The organism is Candidatus Bathyarchaeia archaeon (assembly GCA_041447175.1).
GTDB lineage: Archaea > Thermoproteota > Bathyarchaeia > Bathyarchaeales > Bathycorpusculaceae > JADGNF01.
Map to the genome: position 1 here is coordinate 2402249 of CP166960.1, position 22793 is coordinate 2425041.

General features: G+C 50.0%; 17 protein-coding genes. 13 read left to right on the forward strand and 4 right to left on the reverse strand.

The window, feature by feature from the left end:
• Positions 1-6: 6 nt before the first annotated feature.
• A complete protein-coding gene (locus tag ACBZ72_12410; GenBank protein XES76960.1) occupies positions 7-351 on the forward strand; it encodes a hypothetical protein in 345 nt (114 codons plus the stop codon).
• Between the two features lie 71 nt (positions 352-422).
• Positions 423-2027, forward strand: a complete 1605-nt coding sequence (lysS, locus tag ACBZ72_12415) for a lysine--tRNA ligase (GenBank protein XES76961.1) — start codon at positions 423-425, stop codon at positions 2025-2027.
• A 63-nt stretch (positions 2028-2090) separates the two neighbouring features.
• Here the strand turns inward: lysS and ACBZ72_12420 are convergent, their stop codons facing one another.
• The gene (locus ACBZ72_12420; GenBank protein XES76962.1) at positions 2091-4694 is read right to left on the reverse strand and encodes a PQQ-binding-like beta-propeller repeat protein; all 2604 of its coding nucleotides are present in this window, start codon (positions 4692-4694) and stop codon (positions 2091-2093) included.
• A 278-nt stretch (positions 4695-4972) separates the two neighbouring features.
• Here ACBZ72_12420 and ACBZ72_12425 point away from each other — a divergent pair, with 278 nt between their 5' ends.
• The 3 genes from ACBZ72_12425 (at position 4973) to ACBZ72_12435 (ending at position 9627) form a co-directional block, all read left to right on the forward strand.
• Positions 4973-7447, forward strand: a complete 2475-nt coding sequence (locus ACBZ72_12425; GenBank protein XES76963.1) for a PQQ-binding-like beta-propeller repeat protein — start codon at positions 4973-4975, stop codon at positions 7445-7447.
• Positions 7448-7633: 186 nt separating this feature from the next.
• Positions 7634-9385: a hypothetical protein gene (locus tag ACBZ72_12430; GenBank protein ID XES76964.1), complete on the forward strand. Its 1752-nt coding sequence runs from the start codon at positions 7634-7636 to the stop codon at positions 9383-9385.
• A 62-nt stretch (positions 9386-9447) separates the two neighbouring features.
• Positions 9448-9627 carry a 4Fe-4S binding protein gene (locus tag ACBZ72_12435; protein ID XES76965.1) on the forward strand — a complete coding sequence of 60 codons (180 nt, stop codon included), beginning with the start codon at positions 9448-9450 and terminating at the stop codon, positions 9625-9627.
• Positions 9628-9748: 121 nt separating this feature from the next.
• Here ACBZ72_12435 and ACBZ72_12440 read toward each other — a convergent pair whose 3' ends face one another.
• Positions 9749-11176: an asparagine synthase-related protein gene (locus tag ACBZ72_12440; GenBank protein ID XES76966.1), complete on the reverse strand. Its 1428-nt coding sequence runs from the start codon at positions 11174-11176 to the stop codon at positions 9749-9751.
• 86 nt (positions 11177-11262) lie between these two features.
• Here ACBZ72_12440 and purB point away from each other — a divergent pair, with 86 nt between their 5' ends.
• Complete coding sequence (gene purB, locus ACBZ72_12445; GenBank protein ID XES76967.1) at positions 11263-12600, forward strand: adenylosuccinate lyase; 1338 nt, start codon at positions 11263-11265, stop codon at positions 12598-12600.
• 3 nt (positions 12601-12603) lie between these two features.
• Here the strand turns inward: purB and ACBZ72_12450 are convergent, their stop codons facing one another.
• The gene (locus ACBZ72_12450) at positions 12604-14835 is read right to left on the reverse strand and encodes a DEAD/DEAH box helicase (protein ID XES76968.1); all 2232 of its coding nucleotides are present in this window, start codon (positions 14833-14835) and stop codon (positions 12604-12606) included.
• Between the two features lie 249 nt (positions 14836-15084).
• Between ACBZ72_12450 and ACBZ72_12455 the strand changes: the two genes are divergently transcribed.
• The 4 genes from ACBZ72_12455 to ACBZ72_12470 are packed head-to-tail and all read left to right on the forward strand — an operon-like array spanning position 15085 to position 18326.
• Complete coding sequence (locus ACBZ72_12455) at positions 15085-16308, forward strand: cysteine desulfurase family protein (GenBank protein XES76969.1); 1224 nt, start codon at positions 15085-15087, stop codon at positions 16306-16308.
• A 1-nt stretch (position 16309) separates the two neighbouring features.
• A complete protein-coding gene (locus tag ACBZ72_12460; protein ID XES76970.1) occupies positions 16310-16816 on the forward strand; it encodes an iron-sulfur cluster assembly scaffold protein in 507 nt (168 codons plus the stop codon).
• A 2-nt stretch (positions 16817-16818) separates the two neighbouring features.
• On the forward strand, positions 16819-18057 hold the full coding sequence (locus ACBZ72_12465) for a cysteine desulfurase (protein ID XES76971.1): 1239 nt from the start codon (positions 16819-16821) through the stop codon (positions 18055-18057).
• Complete coding sequence (locus ACBZ72_12470) at positions 18057-18326, forward strand: hypothetical protein (GenBank protein ID XES76972.1); 270 nt, start codon at positions 18057-18059, stop codon at positions 18324-18326. The genes ACBZ72_12465 and ACBZ72_12470 overlap by 1 nt, the downstream gene beginning before the upstream one ends.
• A gap of 9 nt (positions 18327-18335) precedes the next feature.
• Here ACBZ72_12470 and ACBZ72_12475 read toward each other — a convergent pair whose 3' ends face one another.
• The gene (locus ACBZ72_12475; protein ID XES76973.1) at positions 18336-19811 is read right to left on the reverse strand and encodes a GNAT family N-acetyltransferase; all 1476 of its coding nucleotides are present in this window, start codon (positions 19809-19811) and stop codon (positions 18336-18338) included.
• Between the two features lie 170 nt (positions 19812-19981).
• Between ACBZ72_12475 and ACBZ72_12480 the strand changes: the two genes are divergently transcribed.
• The 3 genes from ACBZ72_12480 to ACBZ72_12490 all read left to right on the forward strand — a co-directional run bounded on the left by ACBZ72_12480 (position 19982) and on the right by ACBZ72_12490 (position 22788).
• Positions 19982-21433: a hypothetical protein gene (locus tag ACBZ72_12480; GenBank protein XES76974.1), complete on the forward strand. Its 1452-nt coding sequence runs from the start codon at positions 19982-19984 to the stop codon at positions 21431-21433.
• 190 nt (positions 21434-21623) lie between these two features.
• A complete protein-coding gene (locus tag ACBZ72_12485; protein XES76975.1) occupies positions 21624-21983 on the forward strand; it encodes an acyltransferase in 360 nt (119 codons plus the stop codon).
• Between the two features lie 4 nt (positions 21984-21987).
• Positions 21988-22788, forward strand: coding sequence for a glycosyltransferase family 2 protein (locus ACBZ72_12490; protein ID XES76976.1), 801 nt, complete (start codon positions 21988-21990; stop codon positions 22786-22788).
• Positions 22789-22793: the final 5 nt, after the last annotated feature.

Below are 22793 nucleotides of genomic sequence, written 5' to 3' on the forward strand. Positions count from 1 at the left end.
ATAACGATGGCTGATGATAAACGGTCGCTGTTAACGGTTGGCACTTTCTTTATTGCATTAGTTGTGGCTCTTGTTCTTTACGCAGCAGGCGCAATGGCTTGGACGCTGATTCCACCCGTGGTTCTGGTGATTTTCGGTGTCTGGGTGGTTGTCTTGGCGGCTATGCAAAACGCAAGCCCCCAAAAGTACGCGCGTGGAGCGTTCAGTACGTTTAGTTTGGGTGTACTGTTAGCTGTGGTTGGCGGCGTCTGGGTGATGATAGGGTATGGCTTAAACTGGGTCTACTCGCTGGCGTTGGTGCTACTGGTAATGGCTGCTTTAGTAATCGCCGCGGCGCTAAAACGGAAATAAAGTTTCTGAGGTTTTTCCTCTAAACATTTTTTTATTTCATCACGTAGTCATTGTGCAGAAGGCTCACACTTATGGCTGAAAAGATTGTCGGACGCGGCACATGGTACGACCTGATGGCAAAAAAAGTAATCGACCGAGAACGCAAACTAGGCAGAAGCACAGAGAAAATCCGCACAGAAATGGGTTTAGGCGCCTCAGGGTTTCCGCACATAGGCAGTTTAGGCGATGCCGCACGTAGCTACGCCGTCACCTTAGCATTGAAAAACATGGGTTACACCTCGGAGTTGGTGGCTTACTGCGACGACAAGGATGGACTGCGCAAGGTTCCCGCGGGTTTATCCAAAGACCTGCTTGAGAAGTATTTAGGGTACCCAGTTTCCAGCATACCTGACCCCTTTGGTTGTCATGAAAGTTTTGGCAAACACATGAGCTCGTTGCTGTTGGAGTCCTTGGACAAATGCGGCATTGAATACCGCTACTACAGCGCAAAAGAGGTTTACGAGAAAGGCATCATCTTGCCCCAGATACGAACCATTCTGGCAAACGCACAGAAGGTGGGTGAAATCGTCAAAGAAGAAGTGGGACAGGAACGCTACACCGAGCGACTGCCGTTTTTCCCTGTCTGCGCCAACTGCGGACGCATATACACCACAAACGCTTACCAGTTCGAACCCGAAACCGACAAGGTCCTCTACAAGTGCGAAGGGCTCGAAATCCGCGGCAAACTTATCAAGGGATGCGGACACGAAGGCGAAGCCGACATAACCAAAGGCGAAGGCAAACTGACTTGGAAAGGCGAATTTGCCGCCCGCTGGAAGGCACTGGACATTCGGTTTGAAGCTTACGGCAAAGACATTGCCGACTCGGTGCGCATCAACGACCGCATCAGCCGTGAAGTGCTCTGCTTTGAGCCGCCCAGCCACGCCAAATACGAAATGTTTCTTGACAAGGGCGGCAAAAAAATCAGCAAATCCGCTGGTAACGTGTTTACGCCGCAGGTCTGGTTCCGTTACGGTAGTCCTCAGTCGCTTTTGCTGCTTATGTTAAAGCGGTTTGTGGGCACCCGTTCGTTGGATGTTTCCGACATCCCCGCATACATGAATGAGCTTGATGGACTGGAGGATGTTTATTTTGGCAAAAAAGCTGTCAGCGAAAAAGACCTTGCTAAGCTGAAGGGGCTTTACGAGTATTGTTGGGTTGCAAATCCGCCTGCCCAGCCCAGCGTGCATGTTCCTTATAATTTGCTGGCGTTTTTGGCGAAGATGGCGCCCAAAGAAAACCCTGACGACTTCATCGCTGAAAAGCTGCAGAGCTACGGTATCCTGCAAAAGAGTCAGTCGCTTGAGGATGGATTAAAACAGCGAATAGCTTATGCGTTTAATTGGGCTGAGGATTTTGAAGAAATCAAGGAGACACAGGTGACTTTTTCAGCGCAGGAAAAGCAAGCCATCACCGCATTAGTTTTAGCCTTGGCAGACAAGGAGGACCCTGACGACATTCAAAACGCCATCTTTACTGCCGCCAAATCCAACGGGCTAAAACCCCGCGACTTCTTTAAGCTGCTCTACACTGTGCTTATGGGGGCGCCTCAGGGACCACGCCTTGGACCTTACGTGTTGGCGATGGGTAAACAGAACGTAGTTTCGGCGTTGCAGCGGGTTCTGAAAAAAAGCTGACCTCCCTTTCTTATTTTAGTGTTCAATGGTTTTAAAACAAAAAAGAAAGGGAAAGTTGTTTGTTTATTTGCGTCTTCTTAAGAGTAGGGCTGCGACTGCAACAACAGCAATAACGACGACAGCGGCGGTTACGATGTAGATTGTTTCATAGGTCGGTACCGCTTGTGTTGCGGGCGCAGGAGACGGGGTCTGTGTTGTTTGCGACGTAGTGGGTGCATTTGTTGGCGCAATGGTTGCTGCTGGGGGCGTGGCAGTTGGTGCGGTTGAAGCTGATGGGGCGGCTTCGGTGACGTGTATTGCGGTTTCAGCGTCGGACATAAAGTAGGCGCCGCTGCCTTCAAACGTGGCAGTTATGATGTAGGTTCCGGGAACTGGCGGTTTATACGGAAGCACAAAGTTGCCTGCTGCATCGCTGGTGACGTAGCCTAAGTCTTGGGTGTTGCAGTTAGGGTCAACTGCGGTGAGGTGTACAGATACTCCTGTGGCGTCGGAGGGTTTGGATTGCTGCTGGTAGAGGTATGCCATCCAGTCGCCCATGTCTTCATCAGAGATTGCAGGGGTTCCCGCGGCGGGTACTCCAAGGCATGTGTTGCCAGGGGATTGGTCGGTGACTGTGCCTTTGATGAGTACAGTGCTGCCTAAGCTGACAACATCGTTTTGCACTTCAACAGAGGTCGCACTGGAACCTTTGCCGTAACAGTAAATCTGTCCGTCATAGCTGTTGTAAAGCGTCATGAAGCCGTCCGCGATGGCGATGCCGTTGTAGACGTAAAAGCCAAGCGAATCCCACACCAAGTCTCCCGTGGAGGCGTTGACACAGTAGACTTTTGCGCCTTTGAAAAGCGGTGGGTTGTAGGCGTGACCGGCAGTCACGTAGACTTTGCCGTCCGCGATGGCGATGGGTGAGTTAAGCGGCCATGAACCATACACGGTGTCTACGCCGCTGTCTCCCGCATAGAACTCCCAGAGTTTGGCTCCCGTCTTCACGTCAAACGCGTACAGGTATCCCCCATAAGACGCAGCGTAAAGTGTACCATCAGCGATTCTTGCCTGCCAAGAGTAACATCCAAAAGCGTTGTGGTATGGTTCGGTGGGGCCCCAAAGTTCGTCGCCAGTGTATATGTCATATCCGTACCAGGTCATAGTTTCAGGATGGAACTCCGCGTACACGCCATCGCCTGCTGGGCTGCCTTGAAGCGTGTTCCATGAGATGGGGCCTGTGCGGTTGACCGCCCACATTTCGTGTCCATCTTTGGTGCTGTAGCCGATTTCCATTTCCCAATCGTAGGGGATGGACCAGGAGCCCACGGTGGTTGCTAGAATGACATCTGGGGTGATTTTCTTTATCGATTGGTAGGTGGTTCCTCCTGAACCGGGGATGGTTTGGTTGTAGGCTGCGATGGTTACGTTCCATTCAATGCCTTTTGTCCAGTCCATGGTGGTTTGCATGAATGGTCGCCACTGCCACACGTTGCCTCTTTGCAAGACGCCTGGCTGCTGATAGTGCATGATGGCTTTGGTTGAGTTCCAAAGTGATAGCCAACCATTCTGGCCATTCATAGTGTATACCAAGAGTTCTCCGTTAGGACCATAAACCGTAGTGCCCGTGGATGCGTTGACTAGGCAGAATATTTGGTTGCCTGTAGCAGGGTCAAAGACGTTATATGTGCTGCCCGTTTGCCATAAGTAGGGTATTATGCCGAACTGGTTGGGCGAATAGTAATCAAATTCTTGGCCAAAGGATATGCTGGTATTGTTCTGCCACCACAGTTGCTCTCCAGTACGTAAATCAATGCATGCAACGCCGCCAATGCTGGCGGAGGTGCTCAAGGGTAGGTTGATGAAGAGTCTTCCGTACATGATTATGGGCGAGCCGAATTTGGTTTCGTATGCTAAGCCCGTGTAGTAATTCCAGTCTGGGCATGTGCCTCCATTGACGCCCCCAAAAGCAAGTGGGTAAGTCCAGACTATGTGTGCGCTGTCTGGTCCGTAGGTGTAGGGGTTGTAGCAGTTGCCATAACCGTCGTAGGTGCTCATTAACCAGTCGCCTGCGATGGTTGTCCATTCTGGGTTCATGCCGCTTATTGGACGTTGCCAGTAATTGTTGGTTGGCAAAGGTGTGGAAGGCCATGGTTCAATTGGGTCTTGTTGGACTACAAGCTCGATTTCTTGGGTTTCGCTGGGCAAGTAGTAGTCGCCGACGGTGGCTGCGTTGTTGGTTCCAGTAGGTGCGGGATTATCGCCTGCTATGACTTGACCGGGGAAGATGAACTGGAACTTGTATGTTCCTAAGGCTTCGGGGTCAAAAGTCATGTAGCTCGCGCCCACATCGTCAGAGCGGAACGGTCCATAATTCTTAACAGAGCCGTCAGGTGCGGTGACTTTGACGGTCATGTTTTCCCATCGGTCACCAAAGGCAACGTTTGCGGTTGGCGGAACCTTGTCTAACCAAAAGGTTACGTACACGGTTTGGTCGATGCCGACTGGGTTGGGTTCAACGTTTAGAAACGCGTATGTGGGTACATTCCATGGAGGGTCATGCGCGGAAACTGTAGGCATTGCAAACATTGTTGTCGAGAGAGTAATCAGCAGAAACAACGTAGCAGCGGCTGCTCCTTTTCTTGAAGATAACTTAAAATTCTTGTTTCTGAGCTTTTGTATATTCATTTTCTTCTCTCCTAATTTCTCGTGGTCGCTATCTGTTGAACGTGCTATATAAGATTTAGCAGAAAATATGTTCCGAACGAAAAATTTTGTATTATTCGCGCTTGAAGTTTGCTTTTTTTGTTTCGTTGGGGGTTTTCGTTCTGGTAAACTGCGCTACAAGGCTCACTTTTCGATGTTTGTTGCTGCAGCTTTTTTGACGCTCCATGAATACAGTGCCAAGTTTTATAAAGTCATCCAAAAATATACGTTAACTACTTTAAATAAAACGGAGAGAGAAAATGAAAAACCTGACTAAACAAACGACAGTTGTTGCTATTTTGATTCTGTCTCTTTCTTTGTCTGCTTGTATGGCTGGAACTTCCGTTACCAACGCCACTCTGGATATCGATACCTATTGCTTCCTAAGTGTTGCTCCTAACCCCACAGGAATTAACCAACAAGTTACCGTTGTAGGCTGGGTTAATTGGGTCACTCCAACAGCATCTGGTGCCCAAGGCGACCGCTTCCGCGACATAACTGTTACAATCACCAAACCCGACGGCAGTACCGAAACTCAGGGTCCCTTCGTGGCTGACCCGATTTCCAACATCGGCTTCTTCTACACTCCCGACCAACTCGGCACATACACTCTGCAAATGCACTATCCTGGTCAACAAATCACTGGTATAGACCGATACGGCAACAACGTTGATAACTACTACAAACCTGGGCAAAGCCAACCTGTTTCTTTGCTGGTTCAGCAAGAACAAATTCAACCTTACCCTGAATTTGAATTACCTTCAGGGTATTGGGAACGCCCCATAAACTCTGAAATGAGAAGCTGGGGAGCAATCGCAGGAAACTGGCTGATGGCGGGCTCTAACAACGCCGCAAGCAACGGGAAATTTAATCCCTACACTACCGCACCACGATCTTCTCACGTACTATGGACACTACCAATTGCTGATGGTGGCCTTGTAGGAGGCGAATTAGGAGACAAAGACTACTACACCGGCGTCCAATACGAACACAAGTTCAACCCGCCCCTGATAATCAATGGGAAACTCTACTACAACACACCTGACCCACCCCGATACGGATACAACTGTGTGGATTTGCGGACAGGCGAAATCCTATGGTTCAAAAACAGCACCTCGGCACAGCAGGTAACCGGCGGCTTCTACAACTACCTCAACCCCGGCGTAAACATGGGTCAAATCCTCGAAGTTGACACCCCCAACCAGCACGGCGCAATCCCCTACCTCTGGCGAACCAGCGGCAGCACTCTGGGACAAACAGCCCCCTCATGGTCTATGTATGACGCATTCACTGGCAACTGGATACTGGACATAAAGAACCCGCCCAGCGGAACAACCGTTTTTGGACCCAACGGCGAAATCTTGGTCTACCAGCTGAACGCAAACGGCAAATGGTTAGCCATGTGGAACTCAACTGCCTGCATCCCACCCCCAGATAACGCAAGCACCGGCGCTTGGCAGTGGAGACCCCCCGTGGGTTCAACCCTTGACGGCAACAACGGCTGGCAATGGAACGTAACCGCAAACGTGATTGCTGGATCAAGCATCCGAAAAATCGGTGAAGGCAGCATCCTAGTGCAGGCCGCGGACACAACAGTGTTTCCAAACTTGATAACTTCCTTTGGCTTTGACACAAACGGAAACATGAAGTGGGGACCAAAAACTCACACCATCGCCAGCTTGACTTCTGGTCCAATGAACGACGGTATATGGGTAGAATACGAGAAGGAAACCCTCACATGGTGTGGATACAGCATGGATACAGGCGACAAGGTTTGGGGACCAAATCTGCCTTTGACTAATGCGTGGGCTATGTACATGTCTGGCACGGGCAACTTAAACGTCGGCGGGTACGGCAAATTCTACTGTATAACCTACGACGGAGCCATCCATTGCTACGACATAAAAACTGGAACCAACCTTTGGAACGCAGAAAGCGACAATCCAGGGCTAGAAACCCCCTATGGCACCTACCCAATGTGGAGCGGCGTAATCCTTGCTGGCGGCGTAGTTTACTCTGGTAACGGTGAACACTCCCCTGACACCCCGCTTTACCGAGGCGAAAAACTCTACGCAGTTGACGCAACTTCAGGCGAAAACCTCTGGAACCTCACAGGCTGGTACGAATACGGCGCAGTCGCAGACGGTTACTTAGTGATATACAACTACGGCGACGGTCGCATCTACTGCTTTGGCAAAGGTCAAACAGCAACCACAGTCTCAGCGCCACAAACTGTTCAACCCCAAGGCACGCCAATCCTGATACAAGGCACCATAACCGACCAATCCCCTGGCAAAACCAGCTTGGGCGTTCCGATGGCTGGAACCCCTGCAATCGCAGACCAATACATGGATGAATGGATGGAGTACCTGCTGATGCAGCATCCCAAGCCCGACGCAACTGGCGTGCAAGTGCATTTGACGGCTATCGGTCCAAACGGCAACACCGAAGATTTAGGCTATGTTACAAGCGACTCTAATGGTATGTTCAAAAAGATGTGGACTCCACAAGCAAGTGGTGAATACACGGTTGTAGCCAGTTTTGAGGGTTCTCTTTCTTACTGGGCTTCATCCTCGCAAACAGCTATCGGTGTAGGCGGGCCATCAGATGGGTCATCCTCCTCTGCAACTGTTTCTTCGGCAAATTCTTTGCCTCCTGAAGCGTTCTATGCAGTTTCCGCTTTGCTGGTTGTGCTCATCATAGTTGTGGCCGTTCTCATCGTGAGGAAAAAATAGAGTCCACCCCCTCTCCTTTTTTTGTCTATTTAAACGCCTTTTTACAGCCGCTGTTTTTCTATAAGATGCATCTTCGTTTGTCCTAATTACACGAAAGTCTAAATATGTCCAGTGCTAACCATGGTCTAAAAGTAAATAAACAAGGTCACGTTAAAGTAGAGAAAACTGATGTCTTGAGGAATTCAGATGAAGAAAACTGCCGTAGTCTTTGCGTTAATTGTTCTCTCAATGGTCATTATCTTGCCTTTTTCCCTCAACCTTCAAGAAGCTAACGCCCAAACCTCAACCTACACAATACAGGATGTGGAGCATAATGTTCGGGTTCTCTACTCGGGTCATGTTGTGATAACCGAGAAAATTCAGCTTTCAGGTTCAGCCCCCAGCACATTTGACCTTGGGCTTCCATTTCGATACGGCTCTTACCTTCTTCAAGGCACAGCATACGACAGCAACAACAATGCTCTTCCTGTAACCCTTGGTGTTCAACTGCAAGGTCAGAGCGGCTTTTATGGGGTAAGTGTAGCCTTACCCTCGGGGACTTCGGCGTTCACCGTGTTTTTTGTGTTGTCTAACGACGCTTTGATTACAACATCAGACGGGTACACCCTTGACTTCCCAGCATACTTGGGTTTCAGCCAACCAGTTTCCAGCTACCACGGAAACCTCACTTTCCCCTCGGGAGCGTCAATAGTTGGCATTGACAAACTCGACGGCGTAGTCAACGCTACAACATACACCAAACAAAACCTCCCCGCCTTCACATATTCCCCCGCAACCGCCAGCATCTCTGCCTCAGCTGGCGTCATTCAAGAAGTAAACATTCTCACCCTAACCCGTCAACTTAACATAAACCCTGCAGGCGACGTAACCTGCACCGACACCTACAAAATCGACAACAATTCCACCCGAAGCATAAACTCTTTCCTCCTCAACCTGCCCCTTAATGCCTCCAACGTGGTTGCACGAGACGAATTTGGGCGGCTTCTGTCTGCTTCGGTTCAGCAATCCAACAGCCTCGTGTTGGTTTATAACGTTACATTGGAGGCTCCAATTGGCATCGACACATCCAACCTTTTGATCCTAGATTATTCTTTACCCAGCATTTCCCCAACGCAGCCCTCCGAATATGTTTTGGACGTGGACCTTTTTCCCTACTTCAATTACTATGTTGACGCCGTTTCCGTGACTGTGACTCCTCCTGAAGGGGCAACCATTACTTTTCCAGAGCTTTCTCAGCTTGGGGCTTCTGCTGGCTTACTGCGGGGTACCTTCCAAGAATCCGTAACAATCAACAAAGCGGGGGTCAGCTTCATTAACAGCGTGGTATCCTCCGATGTTGTTTCTGTAGCCTTCACTTATAATTCTCTGTGGATTGCTTTCCGTCCAACCACTTGGATGTGGGCAATTGGTCTTGTAGGCGCAGTGTTTGTTGCAGTTTGGACACGACCCAAAACAAAGGTCAAAAGAGTCGCTGCTCCAAAGGTCACTTTGCCAAAAGCTCCTGTTGGCGTAGCTTTAAGTTCAGAGCATCTGCAGGATTTTGTTGAAGCCTACGAAGAAAAACAGAAATTAAACCGTGAGCTAAGAGCACTTGACGCCCGCGCTCGACACGGCAGAATTCCAAGACGCCGATACAAAGTGCAACGTCGAACCTTAGAGCTTCGCATCGAATCCCTCATGCACACAATTGTTAACGTTAAGGCAATTCTGAGCAGTGCAGGAGGAAGCTACGCTGAAATTGCTCGACAAATCGAAGCTGCCGACGTGGAACTTAACGAGGTTGAATTGAGCCTGCAGACCCTTGAGGCGCGTCATGAATCTGCTGAAATTTCGCTGGAAACCTACAACAGACAGCTATCTGAGTTGGAGCGGCGTAGAGACAAAGCGGACGAGGCAATCAGCGGACTCCTCTCAAGGCTACGTGGAGAACTGCAATAACTCACCTAAACGCTTTTATCCCTCTTTTTAGCTTTTGATAAAAATTAATAGAGGTATGAAACATGGTAAAAATCGTAGTTGACGATAAATGCAACGGATGCGAAACCTGCGTAAACACCTGCCCAGTAGGCGTTTACGAAATGAAAGACGGCAAATCTACACCCGTCAAGGTTGACGAGTGCCTCGTTTGCCGCGCATGCGAAGCACAGTGCCCACAAGGTGCAATCCAAGTCATCGAGTAGGCGCCCTGTAACGGTCCAAACGCGTCCGCGTTGGTTAACGCTTCCCTGAGGCAGTTAACTGACTCTACCTTTTCTTTAACTGGTTTCTCTTCTTGCTTTTTCGTCTAATCTGCTTTTTGTTTCAGTTTTTTGTTTCAAGAAACAGCTTGTTTATGTATTCAGCTAAGGTTTGGTTCTGTTTCTTAGCTAACCGTTTGAGTGCGTTGCTGATTCCTGTGCTGTACTGCACCGCCTTCTTGGGCTTCTCAACAATGCTTTTTGGTAATCCGCGGTTTTCCGCGGTTTTCCTCAAAACCAGCTTCCGTAACGTGTCGGCTTTGTGCTCAAACTTTAGCTCCGTGGGCAAACGCATCGCAAACGCAGCGACTTGCATGGAGGCAAATGGCAGCCGCAACTCCACCTCATGCGCTCGGCAGATTTTTTCATCCCGCTCAATGTTGCTTTCATGAATGACTGCCACATCGTGGAACATGGTTTGCCTAACCTGCTGGTTTCCCTGCTGCAGGTACTGCGTGACGTAGCGTTGGTAGCCTCCGAAAAGCTCATCCGCTCCTTGACCAGCAAGCATCACCCCAAAACCTGATTTGGAGGCTTTTTGTGCGTTCCAGTAAAACGGTACCCCAACGCTTGCTTTGATGGGGTCAGGCTCCTCAATGAGCCCCACCACTTTGGGGATGACCTCTTCTAACTCGGCTTCCGTAAATAGATGAACCTGCAAGGGCAACCCCAGCTCTGCCGCTGCTTTTTTGGCTTCTTCCGTTTCAGGCTGATCCACTAAGCTCACGTGAACCAACTGGACTTCCTCAACGCATCGTTTAGCCAAGCAGGCAACCAAACTGCTGTCCAATCCACCCGAGAAGGCGACTGCCACACTTTTCTGCCCCAAAACCCTCATACAAACCGAATCCTCCAGCAGCCTCTGCAGTTCCTCCGCTGCTTGGTGCATGGTTATGGGCTTGGGTTCGGCGAAGGCTAAGGTTTGGACGGGTTTAAACACAAACCCTTCAGGGGTTACAGTTCCTAAGTGCCCCGGCGGAAACGACTGAGGCTTCTGTATGCCCAGTTTCCAGAGGGTTTTGCGGTTAGAAGCCAACGCCGCTACTTGTTCTGTTTCTCCAAAGTATAGAGGTTCCACACCTACAGGGTCCCTCGCTGCCAGAAGCTTTCCAGTTTGGGCTATCAAGATGGAAAAGTCCCCTTCCGCTTCCCTTAGGAACGCCTCCGTTGCTGTGCCGATGCCCATTTGAGTTTTTTCTGGAAAGTATTTTTCTAGTGCTTCTTTGGTGTTGGGTGCGTATGTTCTGCCTTCAAAGGCAAGGGTTGCGTCTTTGAGTTTACGCATCTGCTTTTCTGGTTTGTTGCTTGTGGATGCTGCCCCGATAGCTACCGACGAATTTATCCCTTGAACTGCCTCTTTGCCCGTGGCTACTTCGTGGGGTGTTGCCAAAGTAAACGTTTTAGCCTCAGAGTAAACGTTTTTTAGTGCTTCCGCAACTGTCGGTGCCACGTTTTTGCCTGTTTTGTCCAGAACTGCCAGTGTGGTCTTCATTTTTACCCTCCATCAACAGGGTTCACTATACGGTTTGGTAAGACATTAATGTTTAACCTGCATAATCACTGTAGGAGACATACACCTTGCCAATCTTACCCATAGATACCGGTCGCTACGGCACCCCCGAAATGCTCACCGTATTCCAAGAGGAAAACCGCGTCCAAAAACTGCTCGACGTAGAAGCAGCTTTGGCTTGGGCACACGCCGAAGTCGGCGACATCCCAAAAGCGGACGCCCAAGAAATCGCCTCCAAAGCCTCCACCCAATTCGTCAAAGTGGAGCGGGTTAAAGAAATCGAGAAAGAAATCAAACACGACATCGCCTCGCTGGTGCGGGCTTTGGCGGAGCAGTGCGGCTCCAGCGGCGCCTATGTGCATCTGGGTGCGACCAGCTACGACATAGTGGACACCGCCAACGCTCTTCAGCTCAAAGACGCAGTGGGAATCATCGAGAAGCGGCTGGCATGCTTGAAGGTGATTTTGCAGGAGAAGGCTGGACGTTACAAGGCAACGGTCATGATGGGGCGCACCCACGGGCAACATGCGCTTCCGATTACGTTAGGGTTCAAGTTTGCCGTCTGGGGCTACGAAGTCCAACGGCACCTACAACGGCTTAGCCAATGCCGCGAACGCGTCTTGGTGGGCAAAGTGAGCGGCGCCGTCGGCACACAAGCAAGCCTTGGTGACAATGCGGAACGTATCCAAGAAATCGTAATGAACCGCTTGGGCTTGGAGGCAGCAGAAATCTCCACGCAAATTGTGCAGCGTGACCGCTACGCCGAACTCGTCTGCGACTTGGCTTTGGTGGTTTCTTCGCTGGATAATTTTGCAACTGAAATCCGCGAGTTAGCCAGACCTGAAATCGGCGAGCTCTTCGAATCTTTTGAGGCAAAAAAACAGGTAGGCAGCTCCACCATGCCCCACAAGCGGAACCCTGAAACCTGCGAGCGCGTATGCGGCTTAGCCCGCATCGTACGTAGCCTCACTATCCCCGCGCTTGAGGATGTGACGACTTGGCATGAACGTGACCTCACCCAGTCCTCGGCAGAACGTTTCATCTTGCCTGAAACCTGCATACTCACCGACTACCTGCTCTCTCTTATGATTGGGATTGTGTCGAATTTGCGGGTGGACGAGGCGCGGATGCTGCAGAACGTTGGCATAACGCAGGGCAGATGCATGTCTGAGTCCGTCATGATGGCATTGGCACGCAAGGGTATGAACCGTCAGGAAGCCCACGAGTTCCTACGTAAACTCACCATCGTCAGTGAACTGGACAAGAAGCCCTTCCGAGAGGTCCTTTTGGCGGATGTGTTTGTGCATAAGACACTTAGCTGCGAAGAAATCGACGCTGCCCTTGACCCAAAAAGCTACTTAGGAACGGCAGTGAAGCAGGCAGAAACCTTTGCGAAGGGCAGTTAAAAGTTAAAAGTCAGATAGCGACTTTTGCTTCCACTCTTCTACCTTATCCATCTGTTCCCACTGGTCTTTTTTGACAAAGCCGCCGACCTGTGCCTTAATCTTCTTGGCAAGTCTAGGCCCAATAGTGGGCAAGTAAGTTAGCTCGTCTAACGAGGCGCGCTTGACATCCTCAACGCTTTGGTAGCCTGCGTTGAAGAGCACTCTGCCGCGGGTGCGTCCCACGCCCTCCAGCTTGACGATGGGCAGCAGTTCTTTTTTGATGCCTTTGGCGACGCGCTCATTTAACTCGTCAATTAGGGGCAGTAGCTCTTTGTGTTTAAGCAGCTCCGCCAGTTCCTGCGTGGCGTGGAGTAGCCATTTGCCGTTTTCGATTATACGGTACAGGTCGCCGGGTTGTACGCGGTACTTGTTCATGAGTTGTTCTTCGCTGGTTTCCTCAATCCACGCGTTGAGAATCATGGCGGTTTTAAGTTCGCCAAGGTACTCTTGGAAGGCGATTTGGTCATCCCACTCGTTAGGCGGCGGAACAAAAAGCTCCTCTCGGTGCTGTTCAGCTTGGACGGCTATGATTTCGATTTCTTCACCGTAGGGACGCATAACGGGTCCCATGTCAGGCGTGTGTGTGATGAGGTGTAGCATGCTTAGTTCGGTGACCCATTCAGGCTTGTTTTTGAGGGCTTCACGGATGGTCACAGCGGAAACAGGGTCAATGTAAAGCTCACTGGTACGTTTGCCCAGCGGCGTCGCATACAAGTTCCCCTTGTCCAAGTACAGCAGCTGCTCGTCGAAGAGGTACTTGAGGATGTTGGCTATGACCGTTTTGATGGCTTTCATGCCGTACTGATGCGCATAGAACGTTTTGCCAAAAAACTCAAAAACGCCGTTTTCCGTGTGTGCAAAATCCGACGCCACCGTCGCCAAAACGTGTCCGCGCAGGATTTTCTCCACCGCCAGCCTGCTCCAGATGCGTTCGGGGCGGGCGAGGATGAAGTTTTCCAAGAGATAGTCTTCTTCGTCGGCGTTTTTGGCGATGAGGATGGATTCGCCGTTTTTGTCGTATTTTGGTCTGCCCGCGCGTCCTGCCATCTGTTTGTATTCTAAGACGCTGATGGGGTAGTAACCGTAGCCTGCCTCGTAGCGGCGGTAATCTTGGACAATGACGACTCGGGCGGGCAAGTTCATGCCAAACGCCAACGTCGGCGTCGCAGCCAAAACCTTAATTCTGCCCTGCCTAAACAGGTCCTCAATAATTTTGCGGTGCGCCCCAGCCAGCCCCGCGTGATGAAAAGCTGCCCCACACCTAACCAAATCCGCAAGTGTCTCGCTAAGCTGCGTTTTCTCGTCAGCAACCCGAATTCTTTCCGCTTCATGCTCCAAGGTTTTTTTCGCAAGTTTGCTGAGTTCTTTGCCTGTCTGATCCGCGATTTTTTTGGCAATTGAAGCTGCGTTCTTGCGGGTGGAGGCAAAAACCAACGCCTGCCCCCCAGTCTTCACCGTGTTAAGAGCTAGGTTTACGGTGTCGTTACTGGTTTTGCGTTCGATTTTGCGGGCGTCGCCGTCTTTGAATTGGATTTCGTCGTGGAGCAGGACGCCTTCTTTGAGGTTGACGGGGCGCCACTCGGTGATGACGTATTGGGCTTTGAGCCAAGCGGCGATTTCGTCCACGTTACCCATGGTGGCGCTTAAGGCAAGGACTTGAATGTCAGGGTTGACCTCCATAAGCCTAGCCAACACAACCTCCAAGGTGGGACCCCGTTCCGCCTCGTTAAGCAAGTGCACCTCGTCAGCCACAACCAACCCGATTTCGTCCATCCACTTGGCACGGTGCCGCAGTAGGCTGTCGGCTTTTTCGTTGGTGGTTATGATGATGTCATACCTGCCCATCCATGGGTCGCCACTGTCAAAATCGCCCGTGCTGATGCCGACGCTAACATGTTTGCCGTCGGGTTTTTTGAGTTTGGTGTAACGTTGGAAGTCGTCATATTTTTCGCTGGCAAGCGCCCGCAACGGCGCGAGATAGACGGCTTTACCTCCACGTTCAAGGACGTGTTTGAGGCAGCAAAGCTCGGCGACCAACGTTTTCCCCGATGCAGTGGGGCTGGCAAGCACCAAGTTTTTGCCCTGTAGGGCTCCCGCTTCGACGGCTTCCTGCTGCGGCGGGAAAAGCTCCACAATTCCGCCCTGCAAGATAAGCTCCTTAAGCTGTAGTGGGATGTCGAGTTCGGCTACTTTCAAGTTTGTGCGCCACAAATGGGTTAGTTTGTGTTTGAATTTATGGTGAAGTGGAGGTTAATAGTGTTTTTTCGCTAAAAATGCCTCTTTTGCCTTTGGTTGGGTGCTGGTTTTGTGTAGTTGGTTGATGCTTTTGTATACAGAAATATGCTGTTTCTTTAGCCTTTTTTGTTTTGCTAAGGTTTTTTTAGTTGTTCTGCAGTACACTAAGGTATAAGCCCGTAATTTATTCTTCTGTATGGACGTGATTGTGTGGTAGAAAACGTTAAAGAACTTCTCAAACTTCACGAAGGCATAAAACGTGAAGTTTACCTTGACAACGAAAACAGCACCGCGACACCGCAGGAAGTCCTCGACGCCATGCTTACTTACTTCAACAAACAAGCCTACGGCAACCCAACCCTCACCCACAAACCCGGCTGGGAAGCCTTCACCGCCATCATGACCGCCTCCCAGCAAATCGCCAACACCCTCGGCGCCAAAGTTTTGGAAGAAATTAACTTCACGCCCGGCGAGACCGAAGCCAACAACCTCGCCTTGACGGGTGCTTTAGCGGCAAATCCGCAGAAGGGCAAAAAACTTGTCATCAGCGAAATAGAGCCCATAAACGTCCTCAACATAACTGACCTGCTCAAAAAGCAGGGCTACACAACCACCAAAGTCCCCGTGGACCCCGAAGGCACCCTTGACTTGGAGAAGCTTAAAGAAGTCGTCGACAAAGACACCGCCTTGGTCAGCATCCATATGGTGAACAACGAAATCGGCACTATCCAGCCCATCAAAGAGGCTGTTGACATCGTCAAAGACCGCAACCCCGCCGCCATCTTCCACACCGACGCCTCCGACGCCTACGGCAGAATCCCCTTTAACGTGCAAGACCTCAAAGTCGACATGGCAACCATCAGCAGCTTCAAAATCCTCGGTCCCCGAGGCACTGGCGCTCTCTACATTAATGACAGCATAAACGTGGAGCGCATAATTGAAGGACCCATCGGCACCCAGAAAATGTGGCCCGGCATCGAAAACACCCCACTCATCATGGGCTTTGCGAAAGCTTCTGAACTTGCATTCAGCACCTTTGACGCTAACGTTGCCAAGATGCGTTCTCTGCGGGATAAGCTGGTGGATGGCATTTTGGGTTCGATGACGGATGTGAAATTTAATGGCGCAAAAGGCGATAAACGCAGCCCTGACAACGCCAACATCAGCTTCCTGCGTTGCGAAGGCGAAGCGCTCACCATTGAGCTCAGCCTCAAAGGCGTGTACGTGTCCAGCGGCAGCGCCTGCAGCAGGCGGCTTCTGCAACCCAGCCACGTTCTCGTCGCTATTGGGCGGCACTTCAGTGAGGCTCATGGCAGCATCCTAATGAAGACCACACGGTATCATACAGAAGAAGATATTAACCATGTCTTGGATTCGATTCCTAGCTCCGTGGAGCGAATCAGAGGCATAGTGGGCTCAACAGGAGTTGACTAACATGTCACGTGTACCCCTACCTTACAACCCCAAAGTTCTGGACTTATTCCGTAACCCCAAAAACCTCGGCAAAATGGAAGACGCCTCAGTCGTGGCGGTCGCAGGCAACCCTGCGTGCGGAGACATGGTTACCTTCTACCTCAAAATCACCCCCGACGAAGTCATCGAAAAAGCCACTTTCGAAAGCTACGGCTGCGCCGCCAACATCGCCACCAGCAGCATCGTCACCGAAATGATAAAAGGCTTAACCCTCAAATCCGCCTGGGAAGACATCACCTGGAAGAAAGTCACCGAGGAAGTCGGCGGCTTGCCCAGCATAAAATTCCACTGCGGCGTCCTTGCGGTGGGCGCGTTAAAGCGGGCAGTGAGGCTCTACTACGAAAAGAAAGGCTCAGCCCCCGACTGGCTGCCTAAGGACCACACGTTTGAGGAAAAGCAAGCCCTAGAAGAAGAGGAACTTGCAAAGATGCTCTCCAAACGGCTCAAGACTGAGGAAGAGAAAAAGTAAACATGTTTGACCCCCACAAGGTTCGAGCCGATTTCCCAATTCTGAAGCGGAAAATCAACAACCACCCCCTCATCTACTTCGACAACGCCGCAACAACACAGAAACCCCAGCAAGTCATCGACGCCGAACGAGACTTCTACGAAAACCACAACGCCAACGTCCACCGCGCCGTACACACGCTAAGCCAAGAAGCAACAGAACTTCACGAAGGCGCACGCGAAACAGTCTCCAAATTTCTTGGAGCCAAAGAATCCGCCGAAGTCATATTCACCCGAGGCACCACCGAAGCCATCAACCTTGTCGCCTACAGCTGGGGACTACCCAACCTCAAAGCAGGCGACGAGGTGCTGTTGTCGATGATGGAGCACCACAGCAACATCGTCCCCTGGGAACTCATAGCTAAAATTACAGGAGCCACCGTAAAATACGGCAAAGTCCACCCAGACGGCACTTTAGACATGGCGGATTTTGAGGCTAAATTTTCCAAACACACCAAACTTGCCAGCCTTAGCCAAGTCAGCAACGTAAGCGGCATCATAAACGACGTTAAACAAGTCGCCAAAGTTGCCCACGAACACGGCGCGCTCATGCTTGTCGACGGTGCCCAATCTGTGCCTCACATGCCCGTGAATGTGACCGATTTGGATGCCGATTTCTTGGCGTTTTCAGGACACAAGATGCTGGGGCCAACAGGCATCGGTGGGCTTTACGGCAAGAAGGCGTTGCTGGAGCAGATGGCTCCCTTTGAAGGAGGCGGCGAAATGATACGGGAAGTCACCATAGACCTGCAGACGGAACGTTGTGGCATAAGCTGGAATGACCCGCCATGGAAGTTTGAGGCAGGTACCCCAAACATATGTGGCAGCGCCGCGTTGGCGGCAGCCATCAAGTACCTGCAACGGTTGGGCATGGAAGAGGTTTTCCGTCACGAAAAAGAATTAACCGCCTACGCGATGCAGCAGATGCTTTCCTGCTGCACCAAACTCAAACTTTACGGAACCACGGATGTTTCCCTCAAATGCGGCATCATGCCTTTTGGTGTGGAGGGCTTAAGTAGCCACGACGTCGCCCTCTTCTTGGATACTTACGGCATTATGATACGCAGCGGCTACCACTGCGCCCAGCCCCTGCACCAGATTTTCAACTTGTCCTCCAGCGCCCGAGCCAGCTTTTACATCTACAACACCAAAGAAGAAATCGACCGCTTCGTAGAAGTGTTAAAGGAGATTGAGCAGTTCTAATGGCAACCTTGGACGATTTCGTGGGGCATGTGGAAGGAACCTGCGGCGCAGAAAAAGACGTCATCGTCACTTTCCGCTACGAAAAGAAAGAACAAGCCATCGCAAACATCCTCAAACGTGCCACCCTCAAAAACAGCCTCCAAGGCATAATCTACGAACTCACCTTTCAAGGCATCTCATTCCGCCTCTACAGCAGCGGCAAAGCAATCTTTCGCAGCGTCAAAAACCGCGAAGAACTCAACAAACTCCTAAGCGCCCTGCTCCTTTAACCCTTGAAGTTACCGCCTTTTGATTTTTATCTTGGTACGGCTAACCCAGTTAAACACGGGTATGAGCGGGCCTTTAAGCGCCTGCGGCAGCGCATCTTTTGCCTCTTTATGCAGCCCCAGTTTAGCCGCCCAACGCCCCTTCTTGGTCAGCGGCACATAATACCGCGTCAGGTTGTATTTGGAGAAGCCGTTGTTTTCTTTGAACATGTCAAGGGAGGGGTGGTTGCCCATTCTGCCATACATGAGCCACGGCACGTTTTTTTCTGCGCAAACCTCCACCGCCTTTGCCACTAAGGCGTTGTTTAAGGCTTTGTCCCAGTGTTTTTGAAGCGAAAGAATCTGCGCCATAACCGTCAGCTGGTCGCCATGGACAAGCTGCACAAACCCCACAACCTCCCCCTCAAGCGACTCAGCTATGAAGGTGCTGTTTGTGGCTGAACGCACCAGCGCTTTAACATGCTCTAACGGTATCCCATAATGCGAAAACGCCCTGCCTTGACGAATGGGAGTTTCATTGTAAATCTTCCATATGCCCTCTGCTAACTGCTCTGTGGGCTCCACCACTTCGGTTTGTACGCCGCTTTTTTGGGCTTTGCGGACCATGTTGCGGGTTTTCTTGCCCACTTTAGCCAGCCACGCCTCGTAGGGAATTATCTGCAACAGGGCTATGTTGTCTTCCGCTTTCAGCCAACTGCTAGAAGGCTTGTTTAGTGGACTGCACCATTTACGCTCCACAAACGTAAACATGTCTGCGTCGCGGTCGACGATTTTCCCAAAAAACCCGCTTGAAATGGGCGCGTCTTTGATGTATTCGTATTGTTCTTGGTACTTGGCGACTTTAAGAAAGCCCTTCTTTTGCACCGCCAACCCTTCAAGCTCCCCATCCACCTCCAGAAGCGTTTTGAGGGTTTCATAGTAAGGTCCTCGGTGATTGAAGGTTCCCCGCTCAAACAGCCACTCAGGATGCACATGCAAAACTTCCCCTTTGGCGATGCTTTCCAGTGCAGCTTTCACCGCTTGCTCAGTGGGTTTAGTGTGGCACAACAAGTCTAAGCCCAAGGTGGGGAAATCGTAAAACGACTTCAACGGGAACCCCGCAGGGATAGGCGCTCTTGCTTCCCAGAGTTTACGCTTCCACATCAGACGCGCAAGCAGTCGGGCAGTTCCGTGCACCGTGTAGTACTTCACTTTTCGCCCTGTGGCTTTTTCCAAGTTTTCCCATTCAACATACGGTTTAGTGGCGACATGCAATGCAACTTCATGCCTCTCAGGGTGCAGGAGCGAGAGCAGTTCCTTGTCGGGGATTGTGTAGGGGGTGAAAAACCAGTATGCCCTGACCTCTTTTTGGGATTGGTTAACCATCTTTGCGATTATCTTGGCGTTTTTGTCGTAGTTTTTGCTGGGAGGTAGGCTGAGGGCTGTGAAGAGGAAGCTTTGCATCCGCGAAGGGTACGGGTAATCCACGTCCAGTCTGATTTTTATCATGGCGCCTCAGGTGTCGTCTCTAACAAAAAGCTAAGTTAGATTATATAACGTTTGGTTTGAAACCAGCCCAGAAATTGCTTGCTTTTGTGGTGTTCTCGCTGAAGAACACATTGTTCTCCAAGAAGAGTTAAAACTATGAACATGTCTAATTGCTTGGGTGATCAGGCAATATGAAAAATTTTTTCTTAATTGTTCTCCTCGTGTTTTCCCTAGTTACCTTCGCCGTTTCAACACACTTTTTACCCACAGCCGAAGCTGAGAGTTCTCAAATGTTTTTCACCGATGACTTCGAAGGTAACACCATAGATCCAGCGAAATGGATTGTCCAAGAAAACCTAAACATCTCCAGCTTCCCAGCTTACGGCGGGAGCATAAAAGTAAACAACAGTTACGTGTCTCTTGCAAGCAACGGTTCAAGCTTTCCTATTATAACCAGCGCTCTTAACCCATTTCCAACAACTGGAGATTTTGCTTTAGAATTCGACATAACCTACGACCAAGTCAGTGGCTGGGGCAGCGGCTTGTGGGTTTCCCATGGCTCATTCGAGCCTGTCTCAAAAGAAACGGTGTATGCAAACATTTTGCAGGTTTGGGCTGATACTAAAATCGGCTTTAATGTCTTCTTCTTCGAAAACGTAACCTACAAACAGGACTTATATTGGAGTCCATTTGGCTACGACACGAAGCCACTTACGATAAGATTAGATTTATCCCACGGCGTCTACAGTCTCTATCTGAATGGCTCTCTGATCGCAACTCATGAGTCAACCTTACGACCTGACACAATAGGTTTTGGTCATCCACCTGCCTTTTGGATTCCTAAAGCTATTGGCAACTCTTTGATTCCTGAATCTGTTAGCACCTCTTGGTCTTCCTTTAAAATTGGGTCGGTGAGAGTTTTGCCTCCGTCCCAGCTTTCAATCTCTAGTGATGTATCGGCAACAAGTGTCGGCAACAAAATCAACATAGAGGGCGTGTTGACTAATCCTGAAAACCAGCCTATAAGTGGCGCGATGATAGTGGTGTCCTGTCTCATACCTGACGTGGCAGGTTATGTGCCCGTAACTACCTCAACAACTGACCTTCAAGGTGGTTACTCTGCAACTTGGATGCCCACCGCCACAGGCGCCTTCACAATTAAAGCTTCATGGTCAGGTGATGCAGCGTATGCAGGGACCTTTGACGTTAAGAACGTTAGCGTCGTCCAAGGGGTCGGTGAAACTTTGTTCTTGGCGGAATCCAATTCCACTCTCTCGTCGCTGTCTTTCAACTCAACTTCAAACGAGATAGCTTTCACGGTAAGCGGCTCTTCAGGAACCAGCGGGTACGTAAGATTCGTAATCTCAAAATCAATTATCGAGAACATGACTGCCTTTGGCGTGTTTATTGACGGAGTGCAGGTTGACTGCAATGTTTCTTCAGCAGGTGATGCGTGGCAACTGTATTTTACTTACCCCCATTCTACGCATGCCGTAACAATTAAGATGCCTGTCTCTTCTGTCCCCGAGTTCCAAGTTTGGGTACTTTTTCTGCTGTTTTCAGTTTGCACGATATCCTTTCTCCTTTATGGCAGAAAAAATGGCGGAAAAGTCGGCTTACCATCTGAGGGGAGCCTTTTTTGAGCGGTAACGGGCTGTTCAATCGAAATTCTTATTTCGGCAAACAACCTTATCGAATATGTACTTTGCTGAAACAATATGCGGGGCGCATTGTTTTCGAATGATAATTAATTCCAAGGTTCATCCTTCAGTTAAAATTTGGCATCCTGAACTTGTAAACATATACGACTCATACATTGGTGAAAATACGAAAGTGGCAAGTTTCGTTGAGATCGGTGGTGCTCGAATCGGCAAATGGTGCAAAATCGAAGCTTTCTCCTTTATACCCCCGGGCACGGTGATTGAGGATTACGTTTTTGTTGGTCCTCATGTAATAATAACAAATGACCGTTATCCAGACGCGAAAAGGGACACTTGGAACTCTGAGCCTGTCACAATCAAGAGGGGAGCCAGCATCGGTGCTGGTAGTGTAATTGTGGCTGGGGTGACAATCGGCGAGAATGCGTTAGTTGGTGCGGGGAGCGTTGTTTCTCGTGATGTTTCTGGTGAGACCATTGTTTACGGAGAAAAAGCGTATCCACGCGGCAAAATAAGATGCGACGCTGAGTTGTGAGCGGATGACTGAGCCCCTGGTAAGTTTAGTTGTTGCCACGTATAATTACGGCAGATATTTGCCAGAAACTATTGAAAGCATTCTGAAACAATCCTACAAAAACCTCGAAATCATAGTTGTAGACGACGGTTCTACTGATAACACAAGACAAGTGGTGAAGCAGTATCCCGTCAGATACATCTACCAAGAAAATCATGGGCCTTCTTACGCGTTTAATGTTGGTATAAGAATTTCCCATGGAAGGTTCTACATAACTCCTGGTGCCGATGACAAATTACATCCTGATTATGTGGCGCTTTGCGTTAAAGAAATGCTCAAAAATGACAGTGTAGGCTTCGTTTGGACGGGTGCACAGGAATTTGGTTTAACATATGAACTGAGGTCACCTAATCCGCTACATAATACCTTAAGTATTTACCGAGGGCCTGGAGGGCAACTTGGCGCTGCGCTGTTTCGTCGGAAAGCCTTTGAAGATGTGGGAGGCTACGATGAAACTTTGACAGTTTATGAAGATTGGGATATAGCCATCAGGATGCTTAAACGGGGCTGGAAAGGTTGTCCCATAATGTTGCCTCTTTATTTTTGGCGTAGACATGGCGTGAGTCGTAATACGCGAGCTGAAAGAGACAAGCTTCTTAAAGTGTTGGAAAAAAAATATCCCCACTTGAAACTTTACAATAGACTTGCTCGATTTCAGGATTTTTTTGTGCTTTGCTTCTCAGACCCCGGCGAGTTATGTAATCGTTTGTTGCAAAAATTCCGAAAGACACAATCAAAATTGAAGCAATACTCTCTCGGTCGATGATCCCG

Coding starts and splice junctions, on each gene's coding strand:
- ACBZ72_12410 (XES76960.1), top strand. CDS start 7: ATGGCTGATGATAAACGGTCGCTGTTAACGGTTGGCACTTTCTTTATT.
- lysS (XES76961.1), top strand. CDS start 423: ATGGCTGAAAAGATTGTCGGACGCGGCACATGGTACGACCTGATGGCA.
- ACBZ72_12420 (XES76962.1), bottom strand. CDS start 4,694: ATGAATATACAAAAGCTCAGAAACAAGAATTTTAAGTTATCTTCAAGA.
- ACBZ72_12425 (XES76963.1), top strand. CDS start 4,973: ATGAAAAACCTGACTAAACAAACGACAGTTGTTGCTATTTTGATTCTG.
- ACBZ72_12430 (XES76964.1), top strand. CDS start 7,634: ATGAAGAAAACTGCCGTAGTCTTTGCGTTAATTGTTCTCTCAATGGTC.
- ACBZ72_12435 (XES76965.1), top strand. CDS start 9,448: ATGGTAAAAATCGTAGTTGACGATAAATGCAACGGATGCGAAACCTGC.
- ACBZ72_12440 (XES76966.1), bottom strand. CDS start 11,176: ATGAAGACCACACTGGCAGTTCTGGACAAAACAGGCAAAAACGTGGCA.
- ACBZ72_12460 (XES76970.1), top strand. CDS start 16,310: ATGTCACGTGTACCCCTACCTTACAACCCCAAAGTTCTGGACTTATTC.
- ACBZ72_12465 (XES76971.1), top strand. CDS start 16,819: ATGTTTGACCCCCACAAGGTTCGAGCCGATTTCCCAATTCTGAAGCGG.
- ACBZ72_12470 (XES76972.1), top strand. CDS start 18,057: ATGGCAACCTTGGACGATTTCGTGGGGCATGTGGAAGGAACCTGCGGC.
- ACBZ72_12475 (XES76973.1), bottom strand. CDS start 19,811: ATGATAAAAATCAGACTGGACGTGGATTACCCGTACCCTTCGCGGATG.
- ACBZ72_12480 (XES76974.1), top strand. CDS start 19,982: ATGAAAAATTTTTTCTTAATTGTTCTCCTCGTGTTTTCCCTAGTTACC.
- ACBZ72_12490 (XES76976.1), top strand. CDS start 21,988: ATGACTGAGCCCCTGGTAAGTTTAGTTGTTGCCACGTATAATTACGGC.